Source organism: Kitasatospora sp. NPDC032150, assembly GCF_055579945.1.
In genome coordinates, this window is sequence record NZ_JBVIMH010000008.1 from 231,733 (window position 1) to 253,999 (window position 22,267).

19 protein-coding genes are annotated in these 22,267 nt (G+C 72.1%); 11 read left to right on the forward strand and 8 right to left on the reverse strand.

Annotation, left to right across the window (positions count from 1 at the left end; translation table 11 throughout):
- The first annotated feature begins 47 nt into the window (after positions 1-47).
- Positions 48-827: a hypothetical protein gene (locus tag ACZ5ON_RS12880; RefSeq protein WP_465589974.1), complete on the forward strand. Its 780-nt coding sequence runs from the start codon at positions 48-50 to the stop codon at positions 825-827.
- A 48-nt stretch (positions 828-875) separates the two neighbouring features.
- On the opposite strand, the gene dapC is transcribed toward ACZ5ON_RS12880, so the two are convergent.
- Together dapC and fdxA are read right to left on the reverse strand one after the other, a co-directional pair.
- Complete coding sequence (gene dapC / locus ACZ5ON_RS12885) at positions 876-2,021, reverse strand: succinyldiaminopimelate transaminase (RefSeq protein ID WP_465589977.1); 1,146 nt, start codon at positions 2,019-2,021, stop codon at positions 876-878.
- A gap of 8 nt (positions 2,022-2,029) precedes the next feature.
- Positions 2,030-2,353 (reverse strand): ferredoxin, encoded by a 324-nt coding sequence (gene fdxA / locus ACZ5ON_RS12890; RefSeq protein ID WP_344638379.1) that lies wholly within the window; start codon positions 2,351-2,353, stop codon positions 2,030-2,032.
- 135 nt (positions 2,354-2,488) lie between these two features.
- Here fdxA and ACZ5ON_RS12895 point away from each other — a divergent pair, with 135 nt between their 5' ends.
- Together ACZ5ON_RS12895 and ACZ5ON_RS12900 are read left to right on the forward strand one after the other, a co-directional pair.
- Positions 2,489-3,499, forward strand: a complete 1,011-nt coding sequence (locus ACZ5ON_RS12895; RefSeq protein ID WP_465589981.1) for a GNAT family N-acetyltransferase — start codon at positions 2,489-2,491, stop codon at positions 3,497-3,499.
- Positions 3,500-3,547: 48 nt separating this feature from the next.
- The gene (locus ACZ5ON_RS12900; protein ID WP_465589984.1) at positions 3,548-4,408 is read left to right on the forward strand and encodes a SirB1 family protein; all 861 of its coding nucleotides are present in this window, start codon (positions 3,548-3,550) and stop codon (positions 4,406-4,408) included.
- 34 nt (positions 4,409-4,442) lie between these two features.
- On the opposite strand, the gene ACZ5ON_RS12905 is transcribed toward ACZ5ON_RS12900, so the two are convergent.
- The 5 genes from ACZ5ON_RS12905 to ACZ5ON_RS12925 all read right to left on the reverse strand — a co-directional run bounded on the left by ACZ5ON_RS12905 (position 4,443) and on the right by ACZ5ON_RS12925 (position 10,348).
- Entirely contained in the window at positions 4,443-5,015 is a 573-nt protein-coding gene (locus ACZ5ON_RS12905) for a response regulator transcription factor (protein WP_465590080.1), read from the reverse strand.
- A 29-nt stretch (positions 5,016-5,044) separates the two neighbouring features.
- Positions 5,045-6,304: a sensor histidine kinase gene (locus tag ACZ5ON_RS12910; RefSeq protein WP_465589987.1), complete on the reverse strand. Its 1,260-nt coding sequence runs from the start codon at positions 6,302-6,304 to the stop codon at positions 5,045-5,047.
- Between the two features lie 8 nt (positions 6,305-6,312).
- A complete protein-coding gene (locus ACZ5ON_RS12915) occupies positions 6,313-7,035 on the reverse strand; it encodes an ABC transporter permease (RefSeq protein ID WP_465589990.1) in 723 nt (240 codons plus the stop codon).
- Positions 7,032-8,075 (reverse strand): ABC transporter ATP-binding protein, encoded by a 1,044-nt coding sequence (locus tag ACZ5ON_RS12920; RefSeq protein ID WP_465589993.1) that lies wholly within the window; start codon positions 8,073-8,075, stop codon positions 7,032-7,034. Before ACZ5ON_RS12920 ends, ACZ5ON_RS12915 begins: the two co-directional genes overlap by 4 nt.
- A gap of 149 nt (positions 8,076-8,224) precedes the next feature.
- Positions 8,225-10,348, reverse strand: a complete 2,124-nt coding sequence (locus ACZ5ON_RS12925) for a S9 family peptidase (protein WP_465589997.1) — start codon at positions 10,346-10,348, stop codon at positions 8,225-8,227.
- A gap of 316 nt (positions 10,349-10,664) precedes the next feature.
- Here ACZ5ON_RS12925 and ACZ5ON_RS12930 point away from each other — a divergent pair, with 316 nt between their 5' ends.
- From ACZ5ON_RS12930 to ACZ5ON_RS12965, 8 genes are all read left to right on the forward strand, one after another.
- Positions 10,665-10,859, forward strand: coding sequence for a DUF2304 domain-containing protein (locus ACZ5ON_RS12930; protein ID WP_344638387.1), 195 nt, complete (start codon positions 10,665-10,667; stop codon positions 10,857-10,859).
- A 102-nt stretch (positions 10,860-10,961) separates the two neighbouring features.
- Positions 10,962-11,921: an N-acetyl-1-D-myo-inositol-2-amino-2-deoxy-alpha-D-glucopyranoside deacetylase gene (gene mshB / locus ACZ5ON_RS12935; RefSeq protein ID WP_465590002.1), complete on the forward strand. Its 960-nt coding sequence runs from the start codon at positions 10,962-10,964 to the stop codon at positions 11,919-11,921.
- Complete coding sequence (locus ACZ5ON_RS12940; RefSeq protein WP_465590005.1) at positions 11,918-12,379, forward strand: DUF6113 family protein; 462 nt, start codon at positions 11,918-11,920, stop codon at positions 12,377-12,379. Before mshB ends, ACZ5ON_RS12940 begins: the two co-directional genes overlap by 4 nt.
- A gap of 337 nt (positions 12,380-12,716) precedes the next feature.
- Positions 12,717-15,386: a hypothetical protein gene (locus tag ACZ5ON_RS12945; protein ID WP_465590008.1), complete on the forward strand. Its 2,670-nt coding sequence runs from the start codon at positions 12,717-12,719 to the stop codon at positions 15,384-15,386.
- A gap of 547 nt (positions 15,387-15,933) precedes the next feature.
- The gene (locus ACZ5ON_RS12950) at positions 15,934-16,911 is read left to right on the forward strand and encodes an ABC transporter permease (RefSeq protein WP_465590011.1); all 978 of its coding nucleotides are present in this window, start codon (positions 15,934-15,936) and stop codon (positions 16,909-16,911) included.
- A 49-nt stretch (positions 16,912-16,960) separates the two neighbouring features.
- Positions 16,961-17,953 (forward strand): ABC transporter permease, encoded by a 993-nt coding sequence (locus tag ACZ5ON_RS12955; RefSeq protein ID WP_465590014.1) that lies wholly within the window; start codon positions 16,961-16,963, stop codon positions 17,951-17,953.
- Positions 17,954-18,015: 62 nt separating this feature from the next.
- Complete coding sequence (locus tag ACZ5ON_RS12960) at positions 18,016-20,100, forward strand: ABC transporter ATP-binding protein (RefSeq protein WP_465590017.1); 2,085 nt, start codon at positions 18,016-18,018, stop codon at positions 20,098-20,100.
- A 106-nt stretch (positions 20,101-20,206) separates the two neighbouring features.
- A complete protein-coding gene (locus ACZ5ON_RS12965) occupies positions 20,207-21,907 on the forward strand; it encodes an ABC transporter family substrate-binding protein (RefSeq protein WP_465590020.1) in 1,701 nt (566 codons plus the stop codon).
- Positions 21,908-22,000: 93 nt separating this feature from the next.
- Here ACZ5ON_RS12965 and ACZ5ON_RS12970 read toward each other — a convergent pair.
- Positions 22,001-22,267 (reverse strand): oligopeptide/dipeptide ABC transporter ATP-binding protein (locus ACZ5ON_RS12970; protein ID WP_465590023.1); only part of this gene is annotated, 267 nt, incomplete at its 5' end.

The following is a 22,267-nucleotide window of genomic DNA, read 5'->3' on the forward strand; positions in this document are numbered from 1 at the left end:
CGTCGTCCGTTCGCCGGACGGCACGAACCTCACCACTTAGGAGCACCATGTCTCTCCCCCTCACGCGCCGGATCGCCCAGGCCGCGCTGCTCGTCGCGGCCGGTGCGGCACCTCTGGTCGGGGCCGGCTCCGCCTCCGCCGCCGACCTGGTGCCCCCGACGACCGAGCTGGGGGCCGGGCTGACCCAGCTGGACTCCGCTCCGGACTCGGCCGGCACGGTGGCGGAAGCGACCCACCAGGCCGGCGAGGCCCTCGGTGCCACCGGCGCCGCCACCGCACGGGCGGGCGTCCCTGCCACCGCCGACGCCGCCGACGCCGCCGACGCCGCCGGCAAGACGATCGCCAAGGCACTGCCGGGCGCCGACCACTCCCTCGGCAAGGTCGCCGGCCCCACCGTCAGGACCGCCGCCGTCACCGGTGCGCTCACCCAGGTCGCCACCAAGGCCGCCGACAAGGCCCTCCCGGTGCTGACCGAGCGGCTCGCCCCGGAAGCCGGCGAGGCGCTGCCCGAGCTGCCCGGTACCCGCACCATGCCCAGCACCCGCGGCGCCTCGGCCGAGCTGGAGCACCTCACCCACTCGGTCCCCGGCGGCACCACCGTGGCGAGCGCCCTGCCGACCGGCGGCGTGCCGAACACCGACGCCGTCACCGACCGGCTCCCCGGCAGCCTCCCCAAGGCGGCACCCCTCACCGACGCGCTCGGCCGACTGACCGGCCACGCCGACACCCACCGCCTCGGCGGCGTGCCCGACCTCGGTAGCGGCAACCCGCTCGACTCGCTCGGCCTCGGCCCGATCGGCCAGATCCTCGGCGGCCTCGGCCACTGACCCGCCACCGGCCTCCCGCCCGGAACCGGGCGGGAGGCCTTTCGCACCTCAGCGGGTGAGCCGCTCGACCGCCGCCCGCACCCGCTCGTCGGTCGCCGTGAAGGCCACCCGCACGAACTGCCCGCCGGACGGGCCGTAGAAGTCGCCGGGCGCCACCAGGATGCCCAGTCGGGCCAGTTCGGCCACGGTCTCCCAGCAGGGGCGGTCCTGGGTGGCCCACAGGTACAGGCTCGCCTCGGAGTGCTCGATCCGGAAGCCGTACGCCTCCAGGGCGCTGCGCAGCGCGGTCCGCCGCGCCGCGTACCTGGCCTTCTGCTCGGCCACGTGCACGTCGTCGCCGAGGGCGGCGATGGTGGCCGCCTGCACCGGGGCGGGCACTATCATGCCGCCGTGCTTGCGGATCTCCAGCAGCTCCTTGATCACCACCGGATCCCCGGCGACGAACGAGGAGCGGTAGCCCGCCAGGTTGGACCGCTTGGAGAGGGAGTGCACCGCCAGCAGGCCCTCGTGGTCGCCCCGGCACACCTCCTGATCGAGCACCGAGGCCGGATCGGCCTCCCAGCCCAGCTCCAGGTAGCACTCGTCGCTGACCAGCAGCACCCGGTGCTCGCGCGCCCACGCCACCGCGCGACGCAGCTCGTCCCTGGACAGCACCCGGCCGGTCGGGTTGGAGGGCGTGTTCAGCCAGAGCAGCCGGACCCGCGCGGGGTCGAGCTCGGCGATGTCGTCGTACTCGACCGGCTCGGCGCCGCACAGCCGGGCGCCGACCTCGTAGGTCGGGTAGGCCAGGCGGGGGTGGGCCACCTGGTCGCCGGGACCGAGACCGAGCTGGGTGGGCAGCCAGGCGACGAGTTCCTTGGAACCGATGGTGGGCAGGATCGCCTCGGGCCCGATCTCGGCGCCGGCCCGGCGGTTCAGCCAGCCCGCGATCGCCCGGCGCAGCTCCAGCGGGCCCCAGACGGTCGGGTAGCCGGGGGTGTCGGAGTGGGCGGCCAGCGCCTTCTGGATCACCTCGGGGACCGGGTCCACCGGGGTGCCGACCGAGAGGTCGCAGATCCCGCCGGGGTGCTCCAGGGCGGTGCGCTTGTACGGCTCCAGCTTGTCCCAGGGGAAGACCGGCAGCAGGTCCGAGACGCGGCGCGCCGCTCCCGGGTGACCCGGGAGCGGCGCGTGCGGAGTGTCAGTCGTGCTCACTCAGTTGCTCACTCTTCGCCCTGCGGCGGGAGGGCCGCGATGAACGGGTGGTCCTTCTCGATCAGGCCGAGCTTCGAGGCGCCACCCGGCGAACCGAGGTCGTCGAAGAACTCGACGTTCGCCTTGTAGTAGTCCTTCCACTCCTCCGGGGTGTCGTCCTCGTAGAAGATCGCCTCGACCGGGCAGACCGGCTCACACGCACCGCAGTCGACGCACTCATCCGGGTGGATGTACAGAGAGCGCTGGCCCTCGTAAATGCAGTCGACCGGGCACTCCTCGATGCACGCCTTGTCCTTGACGTCGACACAAGGCTGCGCGATGACGTAGGTCACGCTTTCGTTCCTCCTCGGAAGGGCTGGCGCCCCAAACTGTTTGCTCTTGCTCGCGTGCGCGGGTGAGCGCGGTGTCGTCGATGCCCGCCCTAGTATCGCGGGTCAGAGCACGCAAATGCACAGGAGGTGCCCCAGATGACAGGCCAAGATCCGGCCGAGCCCCGTCCCGAGGTCCGGATAGACCGCTCTGACGTGGGACGACGGGTCTCTGTCCGGCGCCTCTCGGAGTTCGTGGACGGCCGTCCGGTGTTCCGTGATGTGATCGGCGTGCTCGAATCGTGGGACGACCGGGGGCTGACCGTCGTCCCGCGGGACGGTCACCCGGTCTCGGTCCCCGAGAAACTGCTGGTCGCGGGTAAGACCGTGCCGCTCTTCCCGGCCCGCCGCGCAGCCCGGATGCCCGAGGCGGACCCGGTGGAACTCCAGCGGATCGTCGCGCGCGGCTGGCCCGCGGTGGAGCAGCAGGCGCTCGGCGAGTGGACGCTGCGGGCCGCGTCCGGATTCACCCGGCGGGCCAACTCGGTGCAGGCGCTGGGCGATCCCGGGCTCACGCTGCCCGAGGCGCTGACCGCCGTCCGGGACTGGTACCGACTGCGCCGCCTGCCCGCCCACGTCGAGGTGACCGTCCCCGGTTCACCCGAGGACCTGATCGCCGAACTCGACCGGCTGGGCGCCCGGTACGCCCCCACCCTGGTCCGCACCGCGCCGCTGGCCCCGCTGAGCCGGCTGGGCACCGGCCACGACCGGGTCCGGCTCTCGCGCACCGCCGGGCCCGACTGGCTCGCCCAGTACCGCCGGGTCACCGCCGACGCCGAGCTGGAGCAGGCCGCCGTCCGGGTGCTGCACGGCGGGCCCTCGGTCTGGTTCGCGACCGTCCCCGGCCCCGAGGGCCCGCTGGCGATCGGTCGCTGCGTGGTCGACGGACCGTGGGCCTGCTTCGGCGCGATCGAGGTCGCCCCGTACGCCCGCCGCGCCGGTCTGGCCACCGCCGTGATGGCGGTGCTCGCGGCCCGGGCCGCCGAGGAGGGCGCGAGCGGCGCCTGCCTCCAGGTGGAGGCGGAGAACACCGCCGCGATCGCCCTCTACGACCAGCTCGGCTTCCGCACGAGTCACACTTACCACTACGCCCAGCTTCCCCAGCGGTAGGACCGGCCCCCGCGGCAGTACCGACCCCCGGACCGACGAAGGCTTCTGTTGACCGAGCAGAGCAGATCACGTTTCCGTGCCGAGGCCCGGGCAGAGCACCCCGATCCGGTGCTGCTCTGCCTGCTGGCCGCCGCCGAGCACACCCTGGCCGACCCGGACGCGCCCGCCACCCTGGACGAGCTGCTGACGGCCTGCCGGGTCGCGCTCGACCGGCACGCGGCGGCCGTCCGGCAGGCCGTGGCCGAACGCGCCCCGGCCACCCCGGAGGAGACCGCCGCGCTGCTCGCGGCCGTGCTCGGCGGGCGGGAGCGCTTCCACGGCCGCCCGGCGGACTACCGGCGGCTGGAGTCCTCGCTGCTGCCGGACGTGCTGCGACGGCGGCGCGGGCTGCCGATCATGCTCTCGCTGGTCTGGTGCGCGGTCGCCGACCGGGCCGGCCTCACCGTCCGCGGGGTCGCCCTGCCCGGGCACTTCATCGTCGCGGTGGGCGGACCCGCCGGGGGCGAGGAGTACGTGCTCGCCGATCCCTTCCACGGCGGGCGGCTGCTCGACCTGGACGACGTCGAGCAGCTGGTCACCGCCGGCGGGCACCAGTTCTCGCCGGAACTGCTCACGCCCGCACAGCCGTTGGACACCGTCCTGCGGGTACTCGGCAACATCCGCAGCTGGGCCGCCGACCGTCCCGAGCACGCCCGCACCCAGCTCTGGGCCACCGAGCTCGCCCTGCTGCTCCCCCGTCACCCGGCCAGCCTGCGGCTGGAGCGGGCCGAACTCCTGGTCCGCACCGGGCACTTCCTGGCGGGGGCGGCCGAGATGGACGCCTACGCGGAGATCCTGGACGCCTTCGACCCCGAGTCCGCCGACCGCGTCCGCCACGAAGCCCGCGCCGCCCGGCACCGCCTCAACTGACCGGGCCCCGGGGGCCGTAGCCGCCCCGGGCCGGTCAGAGCCAGCCCTTGTCCTTGGCCACCCGGACGGCCTCCGCGCGGTTGCGGGCCGCGGTCTTCTGGATCGCCATCGACAGGTAGTTGCGCACGGTGCCCTCCGAGAGGTGCAGCCGTCTGGCGATCTCCGCGTTGACCGCGCCGTCGGCGGCCGCCGCGAGCACCTCCCGCTCCCGGGCGGTCAGCGGATTGGCGCCCTCGGCCAGCGCGGCGGCCGCCAGCGCCGGGTCGATCACCCGCTCGCCGCGCAGCACCCGCCGGATCGCCTCGGCCAGTTCGGACGCCGGGGCGTCCTTCACCAGGAAGGCGTCCGCCCCGGCCTCCATGGCGCGGCGCAGGTAGCCGGGACGCCCGAAGGTGGTCGCGATCACGACCTTCGTCCCCGGCCTGCGCCGGCGCACCTCGGCCGCCGCGTCGATCCCGGTCATCCCGGGCATCTCGATGTCCAGCACGGCCACTTCGACGTCGTGCGCCTCGACCGCCTCCGCGACCTCGTCCCCGCGCGAGACCTGCGCGACGACGTCGATGTCCCCTTCGAGGCCGAGCAGCGCGGCGAGCGCCTCGCGCACCATCCCCTGGTCCTCGGCCAGCAGCACTCTGATCACCGGGGCACACTATCGGCCGCGGTGACCCGCCCGCTCGCGAGCGCGTGGACCGGCACCAGCGCCCGCAGCCGGAAGCCCTTCCCGCGCGGTCCCGGCCCGGTCTCCAGGCGACCGCCGACCTGGGCGAGGCGCTCCTGAAGACCTGAGAGGCCGTTGCCCGGAGCTGACTTGCCCGGACCGCGGCCGTTGTCGGTGACCTCCAGGACGGCGTAGCGCTCGCCCTCGCCCTCCCAGGTCTCGTCCATGGTGACGGTGCAGGCGGTGGCGCCGGCGCCGTGCCGGACGATGTTGGTGACGGCCTCGCGCAGGGCCCAGGCGAGCACCCCGGCCTCCTCGTTGCCGAGGCCCGGGTGCTCCTCGGCCACCGAGTGGTGGGCCTCCAGGGTGATCTGGGCGGTGGTCAGGGCAGTCCGGGCCGCCGCCAGTTCGACCGGCAGGGTCGGCCTCCGGTAGCCGCCGACGGCCTCCCGGACGTCGACCAGGGACTGGCGGGCGACCTTCTCGATGTCGGCGACCTGCGCCCGGGCCTGCTCCGGCTTGTCGGAGTCCATGAAGCGTCCGGCCAGTTCGCTCTTCAGCGTGATCAGCGAGAGCGAGTGGCCGAGCAGGTCGTGCAGGTCGCGGGCGAGCCGCAGCCGCTCCTCGGCGGCGGCCAGGTGGGCCACGGCGGCCCGGGCCTCGCGCAGCTCGCGCATGGTGGCGATCAGCCGCTGCAGACCGGTCATCGCCAGGCCGCCGAGGAAGCAGGGCAGGATGATCGCGGCCATGGTGTCGAGGTCCGCACGGATCAGCAGCGAGACGGCCAGCGCCAGTGCGGTGGTCCCGGCCACCCCGGGCAGTCCCAGCCGCACCGGCAGCACGGTCGCCACGCACACCGAGCAGTAGGTGAAGAGCGTCAGCCACGGCTGGCCGAGCCCGAAGGAGGTGCTCGTGGCCAGCCCCACCATCAGCCCGACGATCAGGTAGCTGCCGCGCCAGTTCTCCGACCGGGTCGAACGGGCGGCGACCAGACCGATGTACGCGGCCAGGAACGTCGCCAGGGCCAGTGCCCCGGCCACCACGGCGGCCGTACCGTGCCTGCCGCTCGCCAGGTCCTTGACCGGGTAGACCAGGTAGATCATCCACAGCAGCATCCAGGCGATCTTGACCACCAGCTGGCGCCGGGTCTCCACCCGACCACCGGGGATGCTGCCGTACGACTCCGACTGCCCCTCCTCCGACTCGACGGGGCGGAAGGGCGGCGAGACGTTGGACATGGCGGACATCATGCCTGCTTGGTGTCCTTGCGGTACAGATGGGCCGCCGCGGCGACGAAGACCACCAGGAAGCCGGCCAGCCCGCCCACCGCGACGGTGTCCAGCGAGTGTCCGGGCTGGGTGAAGGTGGCCAGCCGGTTGTACAGGTACACCGGGTCGAACCGGGCGAAGCTCTTCAGCGAGCCGGTCACCGGGAACCAGGTGCCGCCGAAGACCGCCATCAGCATGTAGCTGATCATGACGATCGGCTGCACCGAGTCCGGCGCCGCCGCGTAGCCGAGTGCCACGCCCAGCGCCGCGAAGACGAAGCTGCCGAGCCAGAGCGCCAGCCCGAGCCCGCCCCACTGGGCCGCCGACAGCCGGACCCCCTCGACCGCGCCGATCGCGAAGACCACCGCGATCGCGGGCAGCGTGGTCACCGCACAGGACGCGATCTTGGCGGCGGTGTAGGCCCGCCCGGGCAGCGCGGTCAGTCGCAACTGCCGCACCCAGCCACTCTCGCGCTCCAGCGAGATCCGTTGGGCGCTGTTGCCGAGCACCGCGCCGACCGCGCCGAAGGTCGCCATCGACACCATGAAGTACGACTTCGCCGGGGTGCCGCCCGCCACGCTCCCGCCGTGGTACGCGTTGATGAAGAACACGTACAGCAGGCCCGGGTAGAGCAGGCTGAACAGCAGGTAGCGCTTGTTGCGCAGGGTGCGCATGATCTCCAGCTGGATCAGGGTGGTCATCGCCCGCCCTCCTCGGCGGCGGAGTCGTCGTCGGCGGCCGCCTCCGTCCCCCGGCCTTGGGGCTCGGGGGTCCCCCCGCCCGAAGGCCGGGGGACGGGTGCCCCCTCGCCGGTGATGGTCAGGAAGGCCTGCTCCAGGCCCAGGCTGGTGACTTCGAGGCCGCGCGGGAAGAGTCCGGCCCGGTAGATGGCGGCGACCGAGGCGTCGGCGTCCCGGCTGCGGATCCGTACCGTCCGGACGCCGTCGATGCGGCCGGTGACGTCCAGGCTCACCGTGCCCGGCAGGGCGCGCAGCAGCGACTCGTCCGCGTCCGGGTCGGCGGGGTGCAGCTCGAAGGTGATCCGGCGGGCACCGGCCCTGGCCTTGATCTCCGCCGAGGTGCCGTCGGCGATCAGCCGTCCCCGGTGCAGCACCAGCACCCGGTCGGCGATCGAGTCGGCCTCCTCCAGGTAGTGGGTGGCGAACAGGACGGTGCGCCCGGCGTCGGCCTGGGCCCGCATGGCCGCCCAGAACTGCCGGCGGACCGAGACGTCCATGCCGGTGGTCGGCTCGTCCAGTACCAGCAGGTCGTTGGCGCCGGCGATCGCGAGGGCGAAGCGCACCCGCTGCTCCTGGCCGCCGGAGAGCCTGTCCGCCTTGCGGTCGGCCAGCTCGGTGATGCCCGCGCTCTCCATCACCTCGGCCGGGCGGTGACCGCGCGGGTGGACGTCACAGGCGAGCTTCACCAGTTCGCGGACCAGGACGTCGCCCATCAGTCCGCCGCTCTGCAGCATCGCGCCGACCCGGCCGGCCTCGATCGCGGCGCGCGGGGTGCCGCCGAACAGCGAGACACTGCCCTGGTCGGGCTCGCGCAGACCGAGCAGCAGATCCAGACTGCTCGACTTCCCGGCCCCGTTCGGCCCCAGCAGGGCCACCGTCTCACCGGGCCGCAGCACCAGGTCGAGGCCGTTGACCGCCCTGACCCGGCCGTAGCTCTTGCTGACGTTGCGAAAGGCGGCGACCTCCTCGTCCGCCCTGAGCCCCGCCGTGACCGCGCCCATCCGCCCCACACCCTTCCCGATCGCCTGACCTGCTCAGGCTCCCGCGACGGGGGTGCCGCCGGGCAGTGTGCACCGTCGTGTCCTCGCCATGACGGATGTCACGGGTCCCGGCCGGCGGCGGGGGCAGCAGTCGCCGGCCGGGACGGCGGTCAGCCCGCCAGCGCCTTCTTCAGGAAGTCGACCTGGAGCAGCAGCAGGTTCTCCGCGACCTGCTCCTGCGGCGTCATGTGGGTGACCCCGGAGAGCGGCAGGACGCTGTGCGGCCGCCCGGCGGCGAGCAGCGCGGAGGAGAGCCGCAGCGTGTGCGCGGCGACCACGTTGTCGTCGGCGAGGCCGTGCACGATCAGCAGCGGGCGTTCCAGCCCGGGCGCGCCCTCGATCAGTGAGTTGGCCGCGTACACCTCGGGCCGCTCGCCGGGGTGGCCGAGGTAGCGCTCGGTGTAGTGGGTGTCGTAGAGCTGCCAGTCCGTCACGGGGGCGCCGGCGACGCCCGCGTGGAACACGTCCGGGCGGCGCAGCACGGCGAGCGCGGAGAGGTAGCCGCCGTACGACCAGCCGCGGATGCCGACCCGGCCGAGGTCGAGCGGGTACTCGCCGGCCAGCGCCCGCAGGGCGGCCACCTGGTCGTCCAGGGTGACCCCGGCGAAGTCGAAGGCGACGGACTTCTCCCAGGCCGGACTATTGCCGGGGGTGCCGCGTCCGTCCGCGACGATCACGGCGAAGCCCTGGTCGGCGAACCACTGCGAGGTCAGGTGCGGGTTGTGCGAGCGGATCACCCGCTGGCCGTGCGGCCCTCCGTACGGGTCCATCAGCACGGGCAGCAGGCCGTCCCGTTCCCGGTCGTAGCCGGTGGGCAGGAAGACCGCGCACGGGATCCGCCGCTCGCCCGCGAGCGTGAACGCCGGCCGGGCGGTGAGCAGCGGGGTCTCCGCGTAGGAGGAGATGGTGGCGACCACCTCGTCCTCCCGCAGCACCTCGACCCTGGCGCCGGCCCAGGCCGGGTCGGCGGAGGAGAGCACGGTCACCCCACCCGCCCCGACGACCGCCACCACACCGGCCTCGCCGAGTGCGACCGGCTGCGCGCCGTCCTCGAGGCCGATCGTGAACGCGCCGATCGCGCCGGGCTCCAGGACCGCGTGGTCCGCCCCGGCCGAGGCGCTGAACAGCACGCCGTCCGCACCGACCGAGACCACCGAGCGCAGGTGCAGTTCGCCGCCGGTGACGGTACGGTCGCCGACCACCAGGGCACGGGCGCCGCTCTCGTCACTGATCCGCACCAGCCGCCCGTCGGGGGTCCAGGCGGGGACGCCGGAGAAGAGCTCCAGCCAGGCCGGGTCGTGCTCCTCGGCCAGCAGCTCGGTCTCACCGGTGGCCGGGTCGACCGAGCGGATCTGCTGGCTGCGCTGGTCCCGGGCCTGGACCAGCAGCAGCGGTGCCCCGCCCGTCGACCAGTGCACCCGGGCCAGGTACGGGAAGGCCGCGCGGTCCCAGTTCACCTCGGTGCGCGAGCCGTCCAGGCCGAGCAGCCAGAGGCCGACCTCGGCGTTGGGCGTGCCCGCCGCCGGGTAGGCGATCTCGGCGGGGGTGCTGGCGGGGTTGGCCGGGTCGGCGATCCACCAGCGGCGGACCGGCGCGTCGTCTGCGCGGGCGACCAGCAGCCGGTCGCTGTCCGGGGACCACCAGTAGCCGCGGTCGCGGTCCATCTCCTCCTGGGCGATGAACTCGGCCTGGCCCCAGGTGATTCCGTCCCGCTCGGGCTCGGCCAGGGCGCGGTCCCCGCTGCCGTCGGTGCGGGTGATCCGCAGCTGGCCCAGGGTGGTCGCGTAGGCGACGTACGCACCGTCGGGCGACGGACGCGGGTCCAACAGGGGCCCTGCGGCGGGGAGTTCACGGGTGGCACCGGTGGCGGTGTCGGCGGCGAACAGGCGCCCGGAGAGCGCGAAGGCGGCCAACGCACCGGCGTCGTCCAGGGCGTAGCCGACGATCCCGGCGGCGCCCTCCCGGCTGCGCTCGCGGCGGGCCTTCTCCTCGGCGGAGAGGTCCTCCTCGCCGCCACCGAGCAGGACGGCCGGATCGGCGACGATCCGCTCCGCGCCGGTGGCGGTGTCGAGCGCCCAGAGCAGGTTGGCCCGGTCGCCGCCGCTCCTGGAGCGCAGGAAGAGGACCCGGGAGCCGTCGGATGTGACGGTGAAGGACCTGGGCGCGCCGACGGTGTAGCGCAGGGTCCGGGCGTACTGCCGGGGGAAGGTGTCCGCTGGTGTGTCGGTGGTCATGGCACCGAACCATACGGCCTGCCCGACACGGTGATCACTCGTTCGGAGCAGCACCCCGAAGAGACTCGGCACGGCCCCTTTCCCCCTTCCCACCGGGCCGTGCGCCGCATGGACGCGCCCGTGCCCCGACCATGCGGACTCACGGAAAGTAATGCAACCCTCACTGATCGGGTATTCCTTGACTGGTCGATTCGGAACCGTCGCGTCCAGGTGTGCCCGCACCCCGCGTCCGGCCGGGTCGAGAGCTTGTCCGGCACGTCCCGACCGCCGCCGCCCTCGCCGAGGGCGGCGCACCCGAGAAAGGGTGTGAGCCGTCATGGCTTTGTCCGTCTCCGCGGCCATGCTGATGCTGGTCATCGTGGTGGTCCTGATCCGCCGATCGGGGCTGAAGCTGGCGCATGCGATCGTCTGCGCGCTACTCGGCTTCTACCTTGCCTCCAGCTCGATCGCCCCGTCGATCCAGGCGGTGACCAGCAACCTGGCAGGGATGCTCAATGGCCTGAAGCTCTAGCCGGCCCGGCGGACGGCGAAGAGCGGGAGCGGCCCGATGGACCCCACCCACGGACGGCCGCCGGGCGCCGCCGTCCCGGCTCCGGTCGCTAGGCTGCTGTCCATGACCTCTGCCACCGACCGGCCGACCCGGCGCCTGCTGCTGGTGCACGCCCACCCCGACGACGAGTCGATCGGCAACGGCGCCACGATGGCGCGGTACGCCGCCGAGGGAGCCGAGGTCACCCTGGTGACCTGCACCCTCGGGGAGGGCGGCGAGGTGATCCCGCCCGAGCTGGCCCATCTGACCGCGGACCGGGACGACACCCTGGGCCGGTACCGGATCGGCGAGCTGACCGGGGCGATGCGCGCGGTCGGCGTCGCCGACTTCCGCTTCCTCGGCGGGCCCGGACGCTACCGGGACTCCGGGATGATGGGCGCGCCCGAGAACGACGACCCCCGCTGCTTCTGGCGGGCCGACCTGGACGAGGCCGCCGGCCACCTGGTCGCGGTGATCCGCGAGGTACGGCCCCAGGTGCTGGTGGCGTACGACGAGCGGGGCGGTTACGGCCACCCCGACCACATCAAGGCGCACCTGGTCGCCATGCGCGCCCACGAGCTGGCGGCCGACCCGGCCCACCGGCCCGAGCTGGGCGCGGCCTGGCACGTCACCAAGGTCTACTGGACCCGGATGCCGCGCTCGGTGATCGAGCGGGGGCTGGCCGGGGCCGCCGTCCGCGGGCTGTTCCCCGGGGTGGCCCAGGTGTCGGACATCCCGGGCGTGGTGGACGACGAGGTGATCACCACCGTGTTCGACGGGACTGCCCACGCCTCGGCCAAGACGGCCGCACTGCGGGCACACCGCACCCAGATCACCGTGGACGGCGAGTTCTTCGCGCTCAGCAACGACCTCGCGCAGCCGATCGTGACGACCGAGTACTACCAGCTGGTCCGTGGTGAACCGGGTGGCGAGCGACCCGAGACCGATCTGTTCGCCGGCCTCGACGTGGCGGAACCGATCGCCCCCGGGCGGGAACCGGCCGGTTCGGAGCCGGCCCCCGCGAGTGCGGAGTCCTTCCGGTGAGCCCCGCCCCGAAGGGCGCGCCCGCCGGGCGCAGCCTCCCCGCCAAGGTGCTCGGCACCCAGGCCGAGCGGCTGGCCGAGCCTCAGCCGCCGCGCGCCGGACGGATCGTGGCCTACGTCGTCCTCTTCCTGCTCGGGCTGGCGGTCTCGCTCTGCGGCTGCTTCGTACAGGCGCTCTGGCCGCCGTTCGGGATGCTGCTGGCGGTGGCCGCCAGCCTGGGCCTGTTCTACGGCGGGCTCAGGCTCACCGGCACCAAGCTGGGTGCCGGGGCACCGCTGGGCGGCTGGTTCCTGATGCTGCTGGTGCTGATGAGCCCTCGCCCCAAGGGCGACTTCATCCTCTCCGCGGACCCCACCTCGTACGCCTACCTCTTCCTCGGCGCGGTCGGCGGCGTGATCTGCGCCACCCTGCCGACCCGGGGCGGGTTCGGGCCCGGGGTACCGGGGCCCAAGCGCTGAAACCTCCGCGACGAGCAGTCAAAGTGCTCCGCACGTACGCTCATATCGGAGGAACCGGACGTATCAGGTTCTATCCGAACCAGTTCACCGTGCACTTCTTCCCAGTAAGGTGGTGCAACGGCAGAACCGCCCCGGACGATGCGGTGCACGGGACGAGCAGGTAGCTTCGCCCAATCGCAAGGCCGGCGGCTTGCCGCAGCCAACACGATAAGAAGACTGGTGTCGGAGGGGTTGTCCGGTCCAACGCGCGGCAGTAGTCGCCGCACGGCCGGGCTGACGCCCCACAACCCGCGGTCGCCGTTCCACAGCGCGGCTGCGAACCCGGAGCAGAGCAGCATTGAGCAGCCGCGAATCTGACAGCGCGTACCCGCCGCGCCGGCCTGGGGGCAACTCCGGCCGGCGACCGGGGGAGGGACCGGACGCGTATCCGTCGGGCACCCCGCCGTACGGCACGGGGCTCCCGGGCGGCCACGCCGCCGATCCGTTCGGCCCCGGGGGCACCCCCGGCCGGAGGCTGGGGGAAGACCCGGCTGCGACCGAGCCGGGGGCGGACGACGACACGCCGAAGACCGAGACCACGCTGACCACCAGGATCCGGATCAACATCCCCGGTTCCCGGCCGATCCCGCCGGTGGTGATGCGCAGTCCCGTGAAGAACGAGGAGAGCGCCGCCCCCGCCGAGCCGTCCGGGCCGAACGGGCCCCGGCACCGCTCCGCCACACCGTCCTCGCCCGTGCTCGGGGTCATGGACCCCAACCCGCGGGCCTCGACGCCGCCGAACCTGCCGCCGGAGTGGCAGAACGCCGGCCAGCAGGCCGCCCCCCAGCCGCAGAGCGGCTCCTCGGACTCGACCGGCGAATGGTTCCGGCCGCGCCAGCGGGGCCGGCAGCAGGACGCCGGGCTGGCGCCGACCGCTCCGGGTACCGGCACCCTGGGCGCGGGCGTCAGCGCGGCGATGGCCGGTGCGGCCGCCGGAGCGACCGCGGCCGGTGCGCGCAACGAGGGCGGGCGCCCCGGCGGTACCGCCGCGCAGACGGGCCAGGAGCGGATGCCCGGGCAGGAGCCCGCGCCGCGCGGTCAGGGCGCCCCGGAGCAGGGTCTTCCGGGCCGTGCGGACCAGGCGCGGCCGGGTGCGGGCGGTGTGCCCGGGGCCCGGCCGGCGGGCCCGCAGGCCTCCCCCTTCGCGGCGGACGGTCAGCAGCGGCAGGCCGACGGGTTCGTCCAGGACGCCGGCCGCGGCGGTTCCTCCGGTTCGGGCGGGCCGGCCACCAACGACCCGTACTCCGCCGCCCCGTACCGCGAGAACGCCGTCGAGCCCGGCCAGGGCTTCCCCGCCGCGGGCAACCGGCAGGCCACCGATCCGTTCGCGCCGGGCCCGGCGCGCGGCGGCCGCTTCGCGGACGCTCCGGCCCAGGCCGACCCGTTCGCCACCGCGCCCGCCCAGGCCGACCCGTTCGCGGGCAACCCGGTCCCGGGCGGGCGCTTCGAGGGCGGTTCCGCACCGGCTGACCCGTTCGCCACCGGCCCCGGGCAGGGTGACCCGTTCCGCACCGAGGCCGCCGCACCGCGCCGTCGAACTGCGCCCAAGCAGGCCGACCCGGCCGCCGGTCCCGCTTACGCCGCGGGCGAGCCGGAGGACACCCAGATCGGCGGCTTCGAGCCGATCGGCCAGGACCCGCAGCACGGCGGCATATCCGGGCTGCCCGCGGCCAACCGGTTCGGCGCGGCTCCCCCGCCCGCGGCCGGCACCGACCCCTTCGCTCCGGGCCGCCCGGGCTCGCAGGCCACTTCGACCTCCGACCGGTCCCACCCCTTCCCCGACGGCAGGCCCACCCAGGGCCGCTTCGCCGAATCGCCGGGCTTCGAGGCGCCCGCGCCGTTCCCCGGCGTACCGGGCGCACCGGCCGGCCCGCCCTTCGGGGCCGCCCCGAGGGGCGCCGAGCCGGGTGGCGACGCCGAGGCTCCGGCCTCCCCGGAGGCCGGCAAGAGCGCCGGCCCGGACGCCAAGGCGCCGCAGCCGAAGGCCGCCTCCAGCTCCTCCGCCCCCGCCAAGTCCCGCGGCGGCCGGGTGAAGAAGCTGGCCGGCTACGCGGTCGGCGGAGTGCTCTTCGCCGGCGCCGCCGCGTACGGAACCGGCCTGATGCTCAATCAGTCCGACATCCCCAAGGGCACCACGGTGCTCGGCACGAACATCGGCGGCGACTCCCGCGACCAGGCGGTGAGCACGCTGGACAGCTCGGTCGGCAAGGCCGGGCAGCAGCCGCTGAAGCTCAAGCTCGGCGACCAGACGGTCAACCTCGACCCGGCCACCGCGGGTCTGAGCTTCGACACCACGGCCACCGTGGACGGACTGACCAAGCACACCTACAACCCGGTCGCGGTGATCGGTTCGCTGAGCGGCGGCAGCACCGCCGTCGAGCCGCAGGTGAAGGTGGACCGGGCGAAGCTCAAGGCCGCGCTCCAGACCCTCAGCGGCAGTTCGGCGCAGGGCCTCCAGGAGGGCTTCGTCCGCTTCACCGCCGCCGGCCAGACCGAGGTCGTCCCCGGCAAGGCGGGGCAGGCCGTGGACGCCAACGCCGCGATGGACCTGATCGAGCAGGCGTACCGGGACCGGGCCGCGGGCAAGCCGGACGCCGTGGTGACCGTCCCGGTGGCCGCGGCCCAGCCGAAGGTCACCGAGGACGCCTTGAGGGCCGCCGCCGACGGCCTCGGTAAGTCGGTGCTGAACGGCACCGTCACGGTCTACGCGGGCACCAAGAGCTTCGACTTCGGAAAGGTGACCGCCAGTCAGGCGCTCACGCTGGCACCGGACGACTCCGGCAAGGTCGTCCTGAAGTGGGACCTCGACAAGCTGAACGACGCCCTGAAGAAGGTCTCCTTCGACAAGGTCAAGATCAAGAAGGACGGCGCCCCGGTACAGGTCACCCCCCAGGACGTCGCGGACGGCATCGCCTCCGTCATCGACAAGACCGCCGCCAAGGACCGGGTCTACCGCTTCCAGATCTGACCCGCCCACCGCGCGACCGAAGGCCGGGACCTGTTCACGGGTCCCGGCCTTCGGCGTTCCCGCACCACCGGTCCAACGATTCCATACATCCACATATCGGACATATGTTTTTCATCGCGGACACTTCCATTCACCCGCGCATTGCTCCGCGAAAGCTGGCGAATTCTCGCCATTGGCGACTTATGGCCGGACGTGCCACCACCGTCGCGCAGTAGCGGAATCCTGTGTTCCGGCGGCATTGGAGCCTGAAATACGCCCCTCAGCCGGGGCTGGAGCCGAAGAACCTACGGTCAAAACGGTCTTCGACCTGGTGGATTGCGCCCAGCGTTACCAATATTTGATCCGGCGCCAGTCGACAAGCGTTCACCTGGTTAGCAAGATGTGGCAGCGAGCCGTCCTACAGCGGCTGCCGTATTTCTGACCAACCGTCCGACCTCCGAGACGCCCCTCAGCATCAAGTGCGGGACCCGCCATCCTCACGGATCGCGCAGTCGGGGCCCTTGTGCAGTCGGCGAACGCGGGACCGCACTAGGGAGAGAGAACCACCTTGGGTCGCTATTTGCTGCGCAAGCTGGCCAATAATCTGATTTTGGTCGTCCTTGCCGCCTCTCTCTCATATTTCGTAGCAGCGCTGAGCCTGAACCCGCGGTCGAACTACGAGGGCCACAACCCTCCGCTGTCCCAGGCCTCCATCACGAAGACGCTCGACGACGTCAACATGAACCCGGACACGCCCGTGGTCACCCGCTTCGCCACCTGGGCGGAGGGCGTGGCGCACGGCGACCTCGGCAAGACCGTCGACGGCGCGCCGGTCAGCGACGACGTGAGCCGCCGGGTCGGCGTCTCGGTCCGGCTGCTGGCGCTCGCCACCATCATCGGCTCGGCCGGCGGTGTCGCCGTCGGCGCGCTCGGCGCCATCAAGCAGTACAAGTTCTTCGACCACTTCACCACCCTGGCCTCGTTCTTCATCCTGGCCATGCCGGTCTTCGTGCTCGCCCTCGCCCTCAAACTGGGGTCGATCCAGTGGCTCGGCGCGGGAACCATCCACTTCACCGGTGAGACCGACCCCGAGTTCGCCGGCCGCTGGGACTTCGCCGCCCTGGGCAACCGGGCCGAGCACCTGCTGTTGCCCGGGATCACGCTGATCCTGATCCAGGTCGCGCTCTACAGCCGCTACCAGCGCAGCACCATGCTGGACGTGCTCGGCAGCGACTTCCTGCGGACCGCGCGGGCCAAGGGCCTGCGTCGCCGCACGGCGCTGGTCAAGCACGGACTGCGGACCGCGGTGCTGCCGGTCGTCCCGCTGCTGGTCTACAACGTGGTCCTGCTCTTCGTCGGCGCGACCTTCACCGAGAAGGCCTTCGGCTGGCACGGCATGGGCGATCTGCTGGTCAACTCGATCATGCGCAACGACGTCAACTCGACGGCCGCCGTGTCGCTGTTCACCGCCGTGATCGTGCTGATCGCGGGCTTCCTCTCCGACCTGATGTACGCGGCGCTCGATCCGCGGGTCCGGGTGCGCTGACGCACCGGTCCGAGCATCACGTCACGTACGCAGCGAAGGAGAGGCAGCCATGAGCACCGCAACGACCGAACAGCCCAAGAACACTCCCAAGCGGCAGAGCCGCGCCAAACTGACCGTCCGGCGGTTCGTCCGCAACAAGCTGGCCCTCGCGGGTCTGGCCGTCATCGTCCTGCTCTTCGTCGCGGCCTACGGCGGGCCGTTGGTGACCAAGTACGACTACCTGACCCACGATTACATGGCGTTCAACGCCGCCCCCGGCGGCGACCACTGGTGGGGCACCACCCAGGACGGCCGGGACCTCTTCGCGCTCACCATGCGCGGTCTGCAGAAGTCCCTGGTGATCGGCATTCTGGTGGGCCTGCTCAGCACCGTGATCGCGGCCTCCGTCGGTGCCGCCGCGGCGTACTACGGCGGCTGGACCGACCGCGTCCTGATGTGGGGTGTGGACCTGCTGCTGGTGCTGCCGTCCTTCCTGCTGATCGCCATCATGTCGCCCGTCTTCCAGAAGACCGGCTGGCTGATCTTCGTGGTGCTGCTGGGCGCGTTCAGCTGGATGATCACCGCCCGGGTGGTCCGCAGCATGACTCTGACCCTGAAGGACCGCGAGTTCGTCAAGGCCGCCCGGTACATGGGCGTCTCCGGACCGGTCATCATCTTCCGCCACATCCTGCCGAACATGGCCTCGCTGCTGATCATCGACACCGTGATCCAGGTCGGTGCCGCGGTCATCGGCGAGAGCGGCTTGTCCTACTTCGGCTTCGGCGTCCAGCCGCCGGACGTCTCGCTCGGCACGGTCATCGCCGCCAACTCCACCAACGCCTCGGCCTACCCGTGGCAGTTCTACTTCCCGGCCGGCTGCCTGGTGCTGATCGGCGTCGCGGTCGCCTTCATCGGTGACGGCCTGCGCGACGCCCTCGACCCGAACGCCTCCGGCGTGAAGGCCAAGGCCAAGAAGCTCAAGTCCGGCGAGAAGTCCGGCAAGTCGGCCGCCACCGAGGCACCGCAGGGGACCGCCGCCACCGACGCGCTGAGCGCCTCATGACGGCCGCGACGGACCCCTCGCAGCCATCGGACAGCACCCGTACCAAGGAAGGACTCCGACCGGTGACCGATTCCCGGCTGGACAAGTCTCAGCCCGTCCTCGAAGTAAGCGACCTGCGGGTCTCCTTCCCCAGTGAGGCCGGCCCGGTCCACGCGGTGCGCGGCGTCTCCTACGCCGTGCGTCCGGGCGAGGTGCTGGGCATCGTCGGCGAGTCCGGCTCCGGCAAGTCCGTCTCCTCGATGGCCGTGCTCGGCCTGCTGCCCGACACCGCCGCCGTCACCGGCTCGGTCAGACTGGGCGAGCGTGAACTGCTCGGCCTCTCGGACAACGAGCTGTCCAAGATCCGCGGCAAGGACATCGGCATGGTCTTCCAGGACCCGCTGTCCGCGCTCACGCCGGTGTACAGCGTCGGCACCCAGATCATCGAGGCGCTGCGGGTCCACCAGCAGATGACCAAGGAGCAGGCCCGCGAGCGGGCCATCGACCTGCTCAACACGGTCGGCATCCCGGACCCCAAGCGCCGGGTCGACAACTTCCCGCACGAGTTCTCCGGCGGCATGCGCCAGCGCGCGATGATCGCCATGGCGATCGCCAACGACCCCAAGGTGATCATCGCCGACGAGCCGACCACCGCGCTGGACGTGACCATCCAGGCCCAGGTGCTCGAGGTCCTGAAGAAGGCCCAGGAAGTCACCGGCGCCGGCATCGTGATGATCACCCACGACCTCGGCGTGGTGGCCGGCTTCGCCGACCGCGTCCAGGTGATGTACGCGGGCAAGCCGGTCGAGTCCGGGACGGTGGACGAGGTGTACTACACCCCCCGGATGCCGTACACCATCGGCCTGCTCGGCTCGATCCCGCGCCTGGACGACACCGAGCGCCGCGCGCTCACCCCGATCGAGGGCAACCCGCCGTCGATGGTGGCGCTGCCCAAGGGCTGCCCCTTCGCCGCCCGTTGCCCGATCGCGATCGACCTGTGCCGCGAGAGCGAGCCCGAGCTCAAGCTCCGGGAGGGCGCCTCCCACCCGACCGCCTGCCACCGCAGCCACGAGCTCGGCGAGGGCCTCGACCCGGCCGCCATCTACCCGGTGCCGGAGCTGCCGGAGTCCTCCGCGCTGGAGCGGCGCCCGCGCGCCGAGCGCGCCACCGTCCTCGAACTCGACGGTCTCACCAAGCACTTCCCGCTCAGCAAGGGCGCACTCGTCAAGCGCAAGGTCGGTGTGGTGCGGGCGGTGGACGGCATCTCGCTGGACATCCGCGAGGGCGAGACGCTCGGCCTGGTCGGCGAGTCCGGCTGCGGCAAGACCACCACCCTGCTGGAGATCCTGGACCTTCCCAAGGACCAGGTCGGCACCGTCACGGTCTTCGGCAAGGAGACCAAGAGCATGAACCGGACCGACCGCAAGGCGCTCCGCCGGGACATGCAGATCGTCTTCCAGGACCCGATGGCCGCCCTGGACGCCCGGATGCCGGTCGGCGACATCCTCTCCGAGCCGCTGCGCACGCACGGCTGGGAGAAGGACCGGATCGCCGCCCGGGTGCCCGAGCTGCTGGAGCTGGTCGGCCTCAACCCCGACCACGCCGACCGCTACCCGCAGGAGTTCTCCGGCGGCCAGCGGCAGCGCATCTCGATCGCCCGCGCGCTCGCGCTGGAGCCCAAGCTGGTCGTCCTGGACGAGCCGGTCTCCGCGCTGGACGTCTCCATCCAGGCGGGCGTGCTCAACCTGCTGGACGAGCTCAAGACCAGGCTCGGACTCAGCTACCTGTTCGTCGCCCACGACCTCTCGGTGGTCCGGCACATCGCCGACCGGATCGCCGTGATGTACCTGGGCCGGATCGTCGAGATCGGCGAGACCGACGCGATCTTCGACAATCCGTCCCACCCGTACACCCAGGCCCTGCTCTCCGCCGTGCCGCTCCCGGACCCGCGCCAGGAACGCGAGCGGACCCGGATCCTGCTCACCGGTGACCTCCCCAGCCCGGCCGACGTGCCAAGTGGCTGCCGGTTCCGCAACCGCTGCCCGAAGTTCCAGACCCTCGGCGATAGCGACCAGCAGCGCTGCCGCGACGAGGACCCCGCGGACTCGACGCTGGCCGACGACCACTCGGCCGCCTGCCACTTCGCGGGGGCCCTCGAGGTGCTCTGAGCCCCTCAGGTACCGCCGTACCAGAAGTCTCCACCGGCACCACCCCGTCGCCAATGACGCAGCCGGGCCTAATCACAGATATCCGTCCACCACCAGGGGGAACCCCTTGAAGCACAACCGGATCCCGGTCGCGCTGGTCGCCACCATCGCCGCCGCCTCGCTGTCGCTGACCGCCTGCTCCAGCAGCAAGAGCGACGACTCCGCCGCCCCGACCAAGACCGACGTGCCGAAGACGACCGCGCGCGACATCAACGAGAAGGACCGCTCCGCGCTCAAGCAGGGCGGCAGCGTCAACTGGGCGATCGAGCAGATGTCCGACCAGTGGAACCCGCTGGAGACCGACGGCGGAGTGTCCGCCACCATCGACGTCATGAAGTCGCTCCTGCCGACCTTCTGGCGTTCGGACGCGGGCGGCAACCAGACGCCGAACAAGGCCTTCCTGGTGGACGCCAAGTCCGAGATGAAGGACGGCAAGCAGGTCGTCACCTGGACCCTCAACCCGAAGGCCAAGTGGTCCGACGGCACCCCGATCACCTGGCAGGACATCGACGCCAACGTCAAGGCCCAGAACGGCAGCAACAAGGACTTCAAGGTCGGCTCGACCACCGGTTTCGACCAGGTCGACAGCGTGGTGAAGGGCACCGACGACTACCAGGCCGTCATGACCTTCAAGACGCCGTTCCCGGACTGGCAGTCGATGTTCAACTGGGCCGCCAACAACCCGCTCATCCCGGCCAAGTACGCCGCCACCCCGGACGCCTTCAACAACGGCTTCCTGGACAAGATCCCGGTCACCTCCGGGCCGTTCAAGCTGGGCAAGATCGACGCTACCGCGAAGACCGTCACCGTGGTGGCCGACCCGGACTACTCGGGCGACAAGTCGATGCTGGACAAGATCGTCTTCAAGTCGATGGAAGACAACGCCATGGCGCCGGCCTTCGCCAACGGCGAGGTCGACTACTTCGACAACGCCCAGAGCGCTTCCGGCCTCAAGCAGATCAAGTCGACCCCCGACGGTGCGGTCCGCGAGGCCGGTGGCCCCGACTACCGCCTCGTCAGGCTCAACGGCAAGAGCGCGACGCTGACGGACCCGAAGGTGCGCGTGGCCATCTTCCAGGCGATCGACCGCGAGACCATCGCCAAGTCCGACCTGAACGGCCTGGACTGGCCCGCCACGACGATGAACAACCACTTCCTGGTGCCGACCCAGAACGGCTACAAGGACAACTCGGACGGTCTGAGCAAGTACGACCCCGAGGCGGCCAAGAAGGCACTGGACGACGCCGGCTGGAAGATGGACGGCGACGTCCGCAAGAAGGACGGCCAGGAGCTCAACCTCAAGTTCGTCATCCCGGCCGGTCTCGACCTCGCCGCCAACGAGGGATCGATCCTCACCCAGATGCTCAAGCAGGTGGGCGTCAAGCTGACCGTCACCACCGTCCCGAGCGATGACTTCTTCACCAAGTACATCGACAAGGGCGACTTCGACATGACCGTCCACGCGCTGCTCGGCAACGCCTGGCCGGCCAGTTCCTCGACCAACATCTGGCAGCAGGGCGGTGGCCAGAACTACGGCAACATCGGCAGTGACGCCGTCGACAAGCTGCTGAACGAGGCCAACAGCGCCGCCAGCACCCAGGACGAGTTCGCCGCCATCGACAAGGTCGACGCCGAGGAGTGGAAGCTGGGCAGCGTCATGCCCTTCTACCAGCGTCCGTCCATCCGCGGTGTGAAGAAGTCCATCGCCAACCTGGGCTCCTTCGGCCTGTCGGACCCGATCTACGAGAACATCGGCTACGTCAAGTAAGACCGGCCGGCTCTGAGCCGCTCAACGGGGCGGGCCCCGGAGGGATTTCCCTCCGGGGCCCGCCCCGTTGTCCGGCGTCACACAAGCCGTGCGCTACTCGGCCTCGCGCTCCGCGGCGCTCTGCTCGATCTCGCGCTCGGCGGCGAAGTGGCAGGCGGACTCGTGCGCGGCCGGCCCCTCCAGCGAGGGCACCGCGAGTAGCGGCAGCTCGGCGGAGCAGCGCTCCTCGGCCTTCCAGCAGCGGGTGCGGAAGCGGCAGCCCGAGGGCGGGTTGGCCGGCGAGGGGATGTCCCCGGACAGGATGATCCGCTCACGCCCGTCGCGGCCGGTCGGGTCCGGCACCGGCACCGCCGACAGCAG

Coding starts and splice junctions, on each gene's coding strand:
- ACZ5ON_RS12880 (WP_465589974.1), top strand. CDS start 48: ATGTCTCTCCCCCTCACGCGCCGGATCGCCCAGGCCGCGCTGCTCGTC.
- ACZ5ON_RS12895 (WP_465589981.1), top strand. CDS start 2,489: ATGACAGGCCAAGATCCGGCCGAGCCCCGTCCCGAGGTCCGGATAGAC.
- ACZ5ON_RS12905 (WP_465590080.1), bottom strand. CDS start 5,015: ATGGTGCGCGAGGCGCTCGCCGCGCTGCTCGGCCTCGAAGGGGACATC.
- ACZ5ON_RS12910 (WP_465589987.1), bottom strand. CDS start 6,304: ATGTCCAACGTCTCGCCGCCCTTCCGCCCCGTCGAGTCGGAGGAGGGG.
- ACZ5ON_RS12915 (WP_465589990.1), bottom strand. CDS start 7,035: ATGACCACCCTGATCCAGCTGGAGATCATGCGCACCCTGCGCAACAAG.
- ACZ5ON_RS12920 (WP_465589993.1), bottom strand. CDS start 8,075: ATGGGCGCGGTCACGGCGGGGCTCAGGGCGGACGAGGAGGTCGCCGCC.
- ACZ5ON_RS12925 (WP_465589997.1), bottom strand. CDS start 10,348: ATGACCACCGACACACCAGCGGACACCTTCCCCCGGCAGTACGCCCGG.
- ACZ5ON_RS12930 (WP_344638387.1), top strand. CDS start 10,665: ATGGCTTTGTCCGTCTCCGCGGCCATGCTGATGCTGGTCATCGTGGTG.
- mshB (WP_465590002.1), top strand. CDS start 10,962: ATGACCTCTGCCACCGACCGGCCGACCCGGCGCCTGCTGCTGGTGCAC.
- ACZ5ON_RS12955 (WP_465590014.1), top strand. CDS start 16,961: ATGAGCACCGCAACGACCGAACAGCCCAAGAACACTCCCAAGCGGCAG.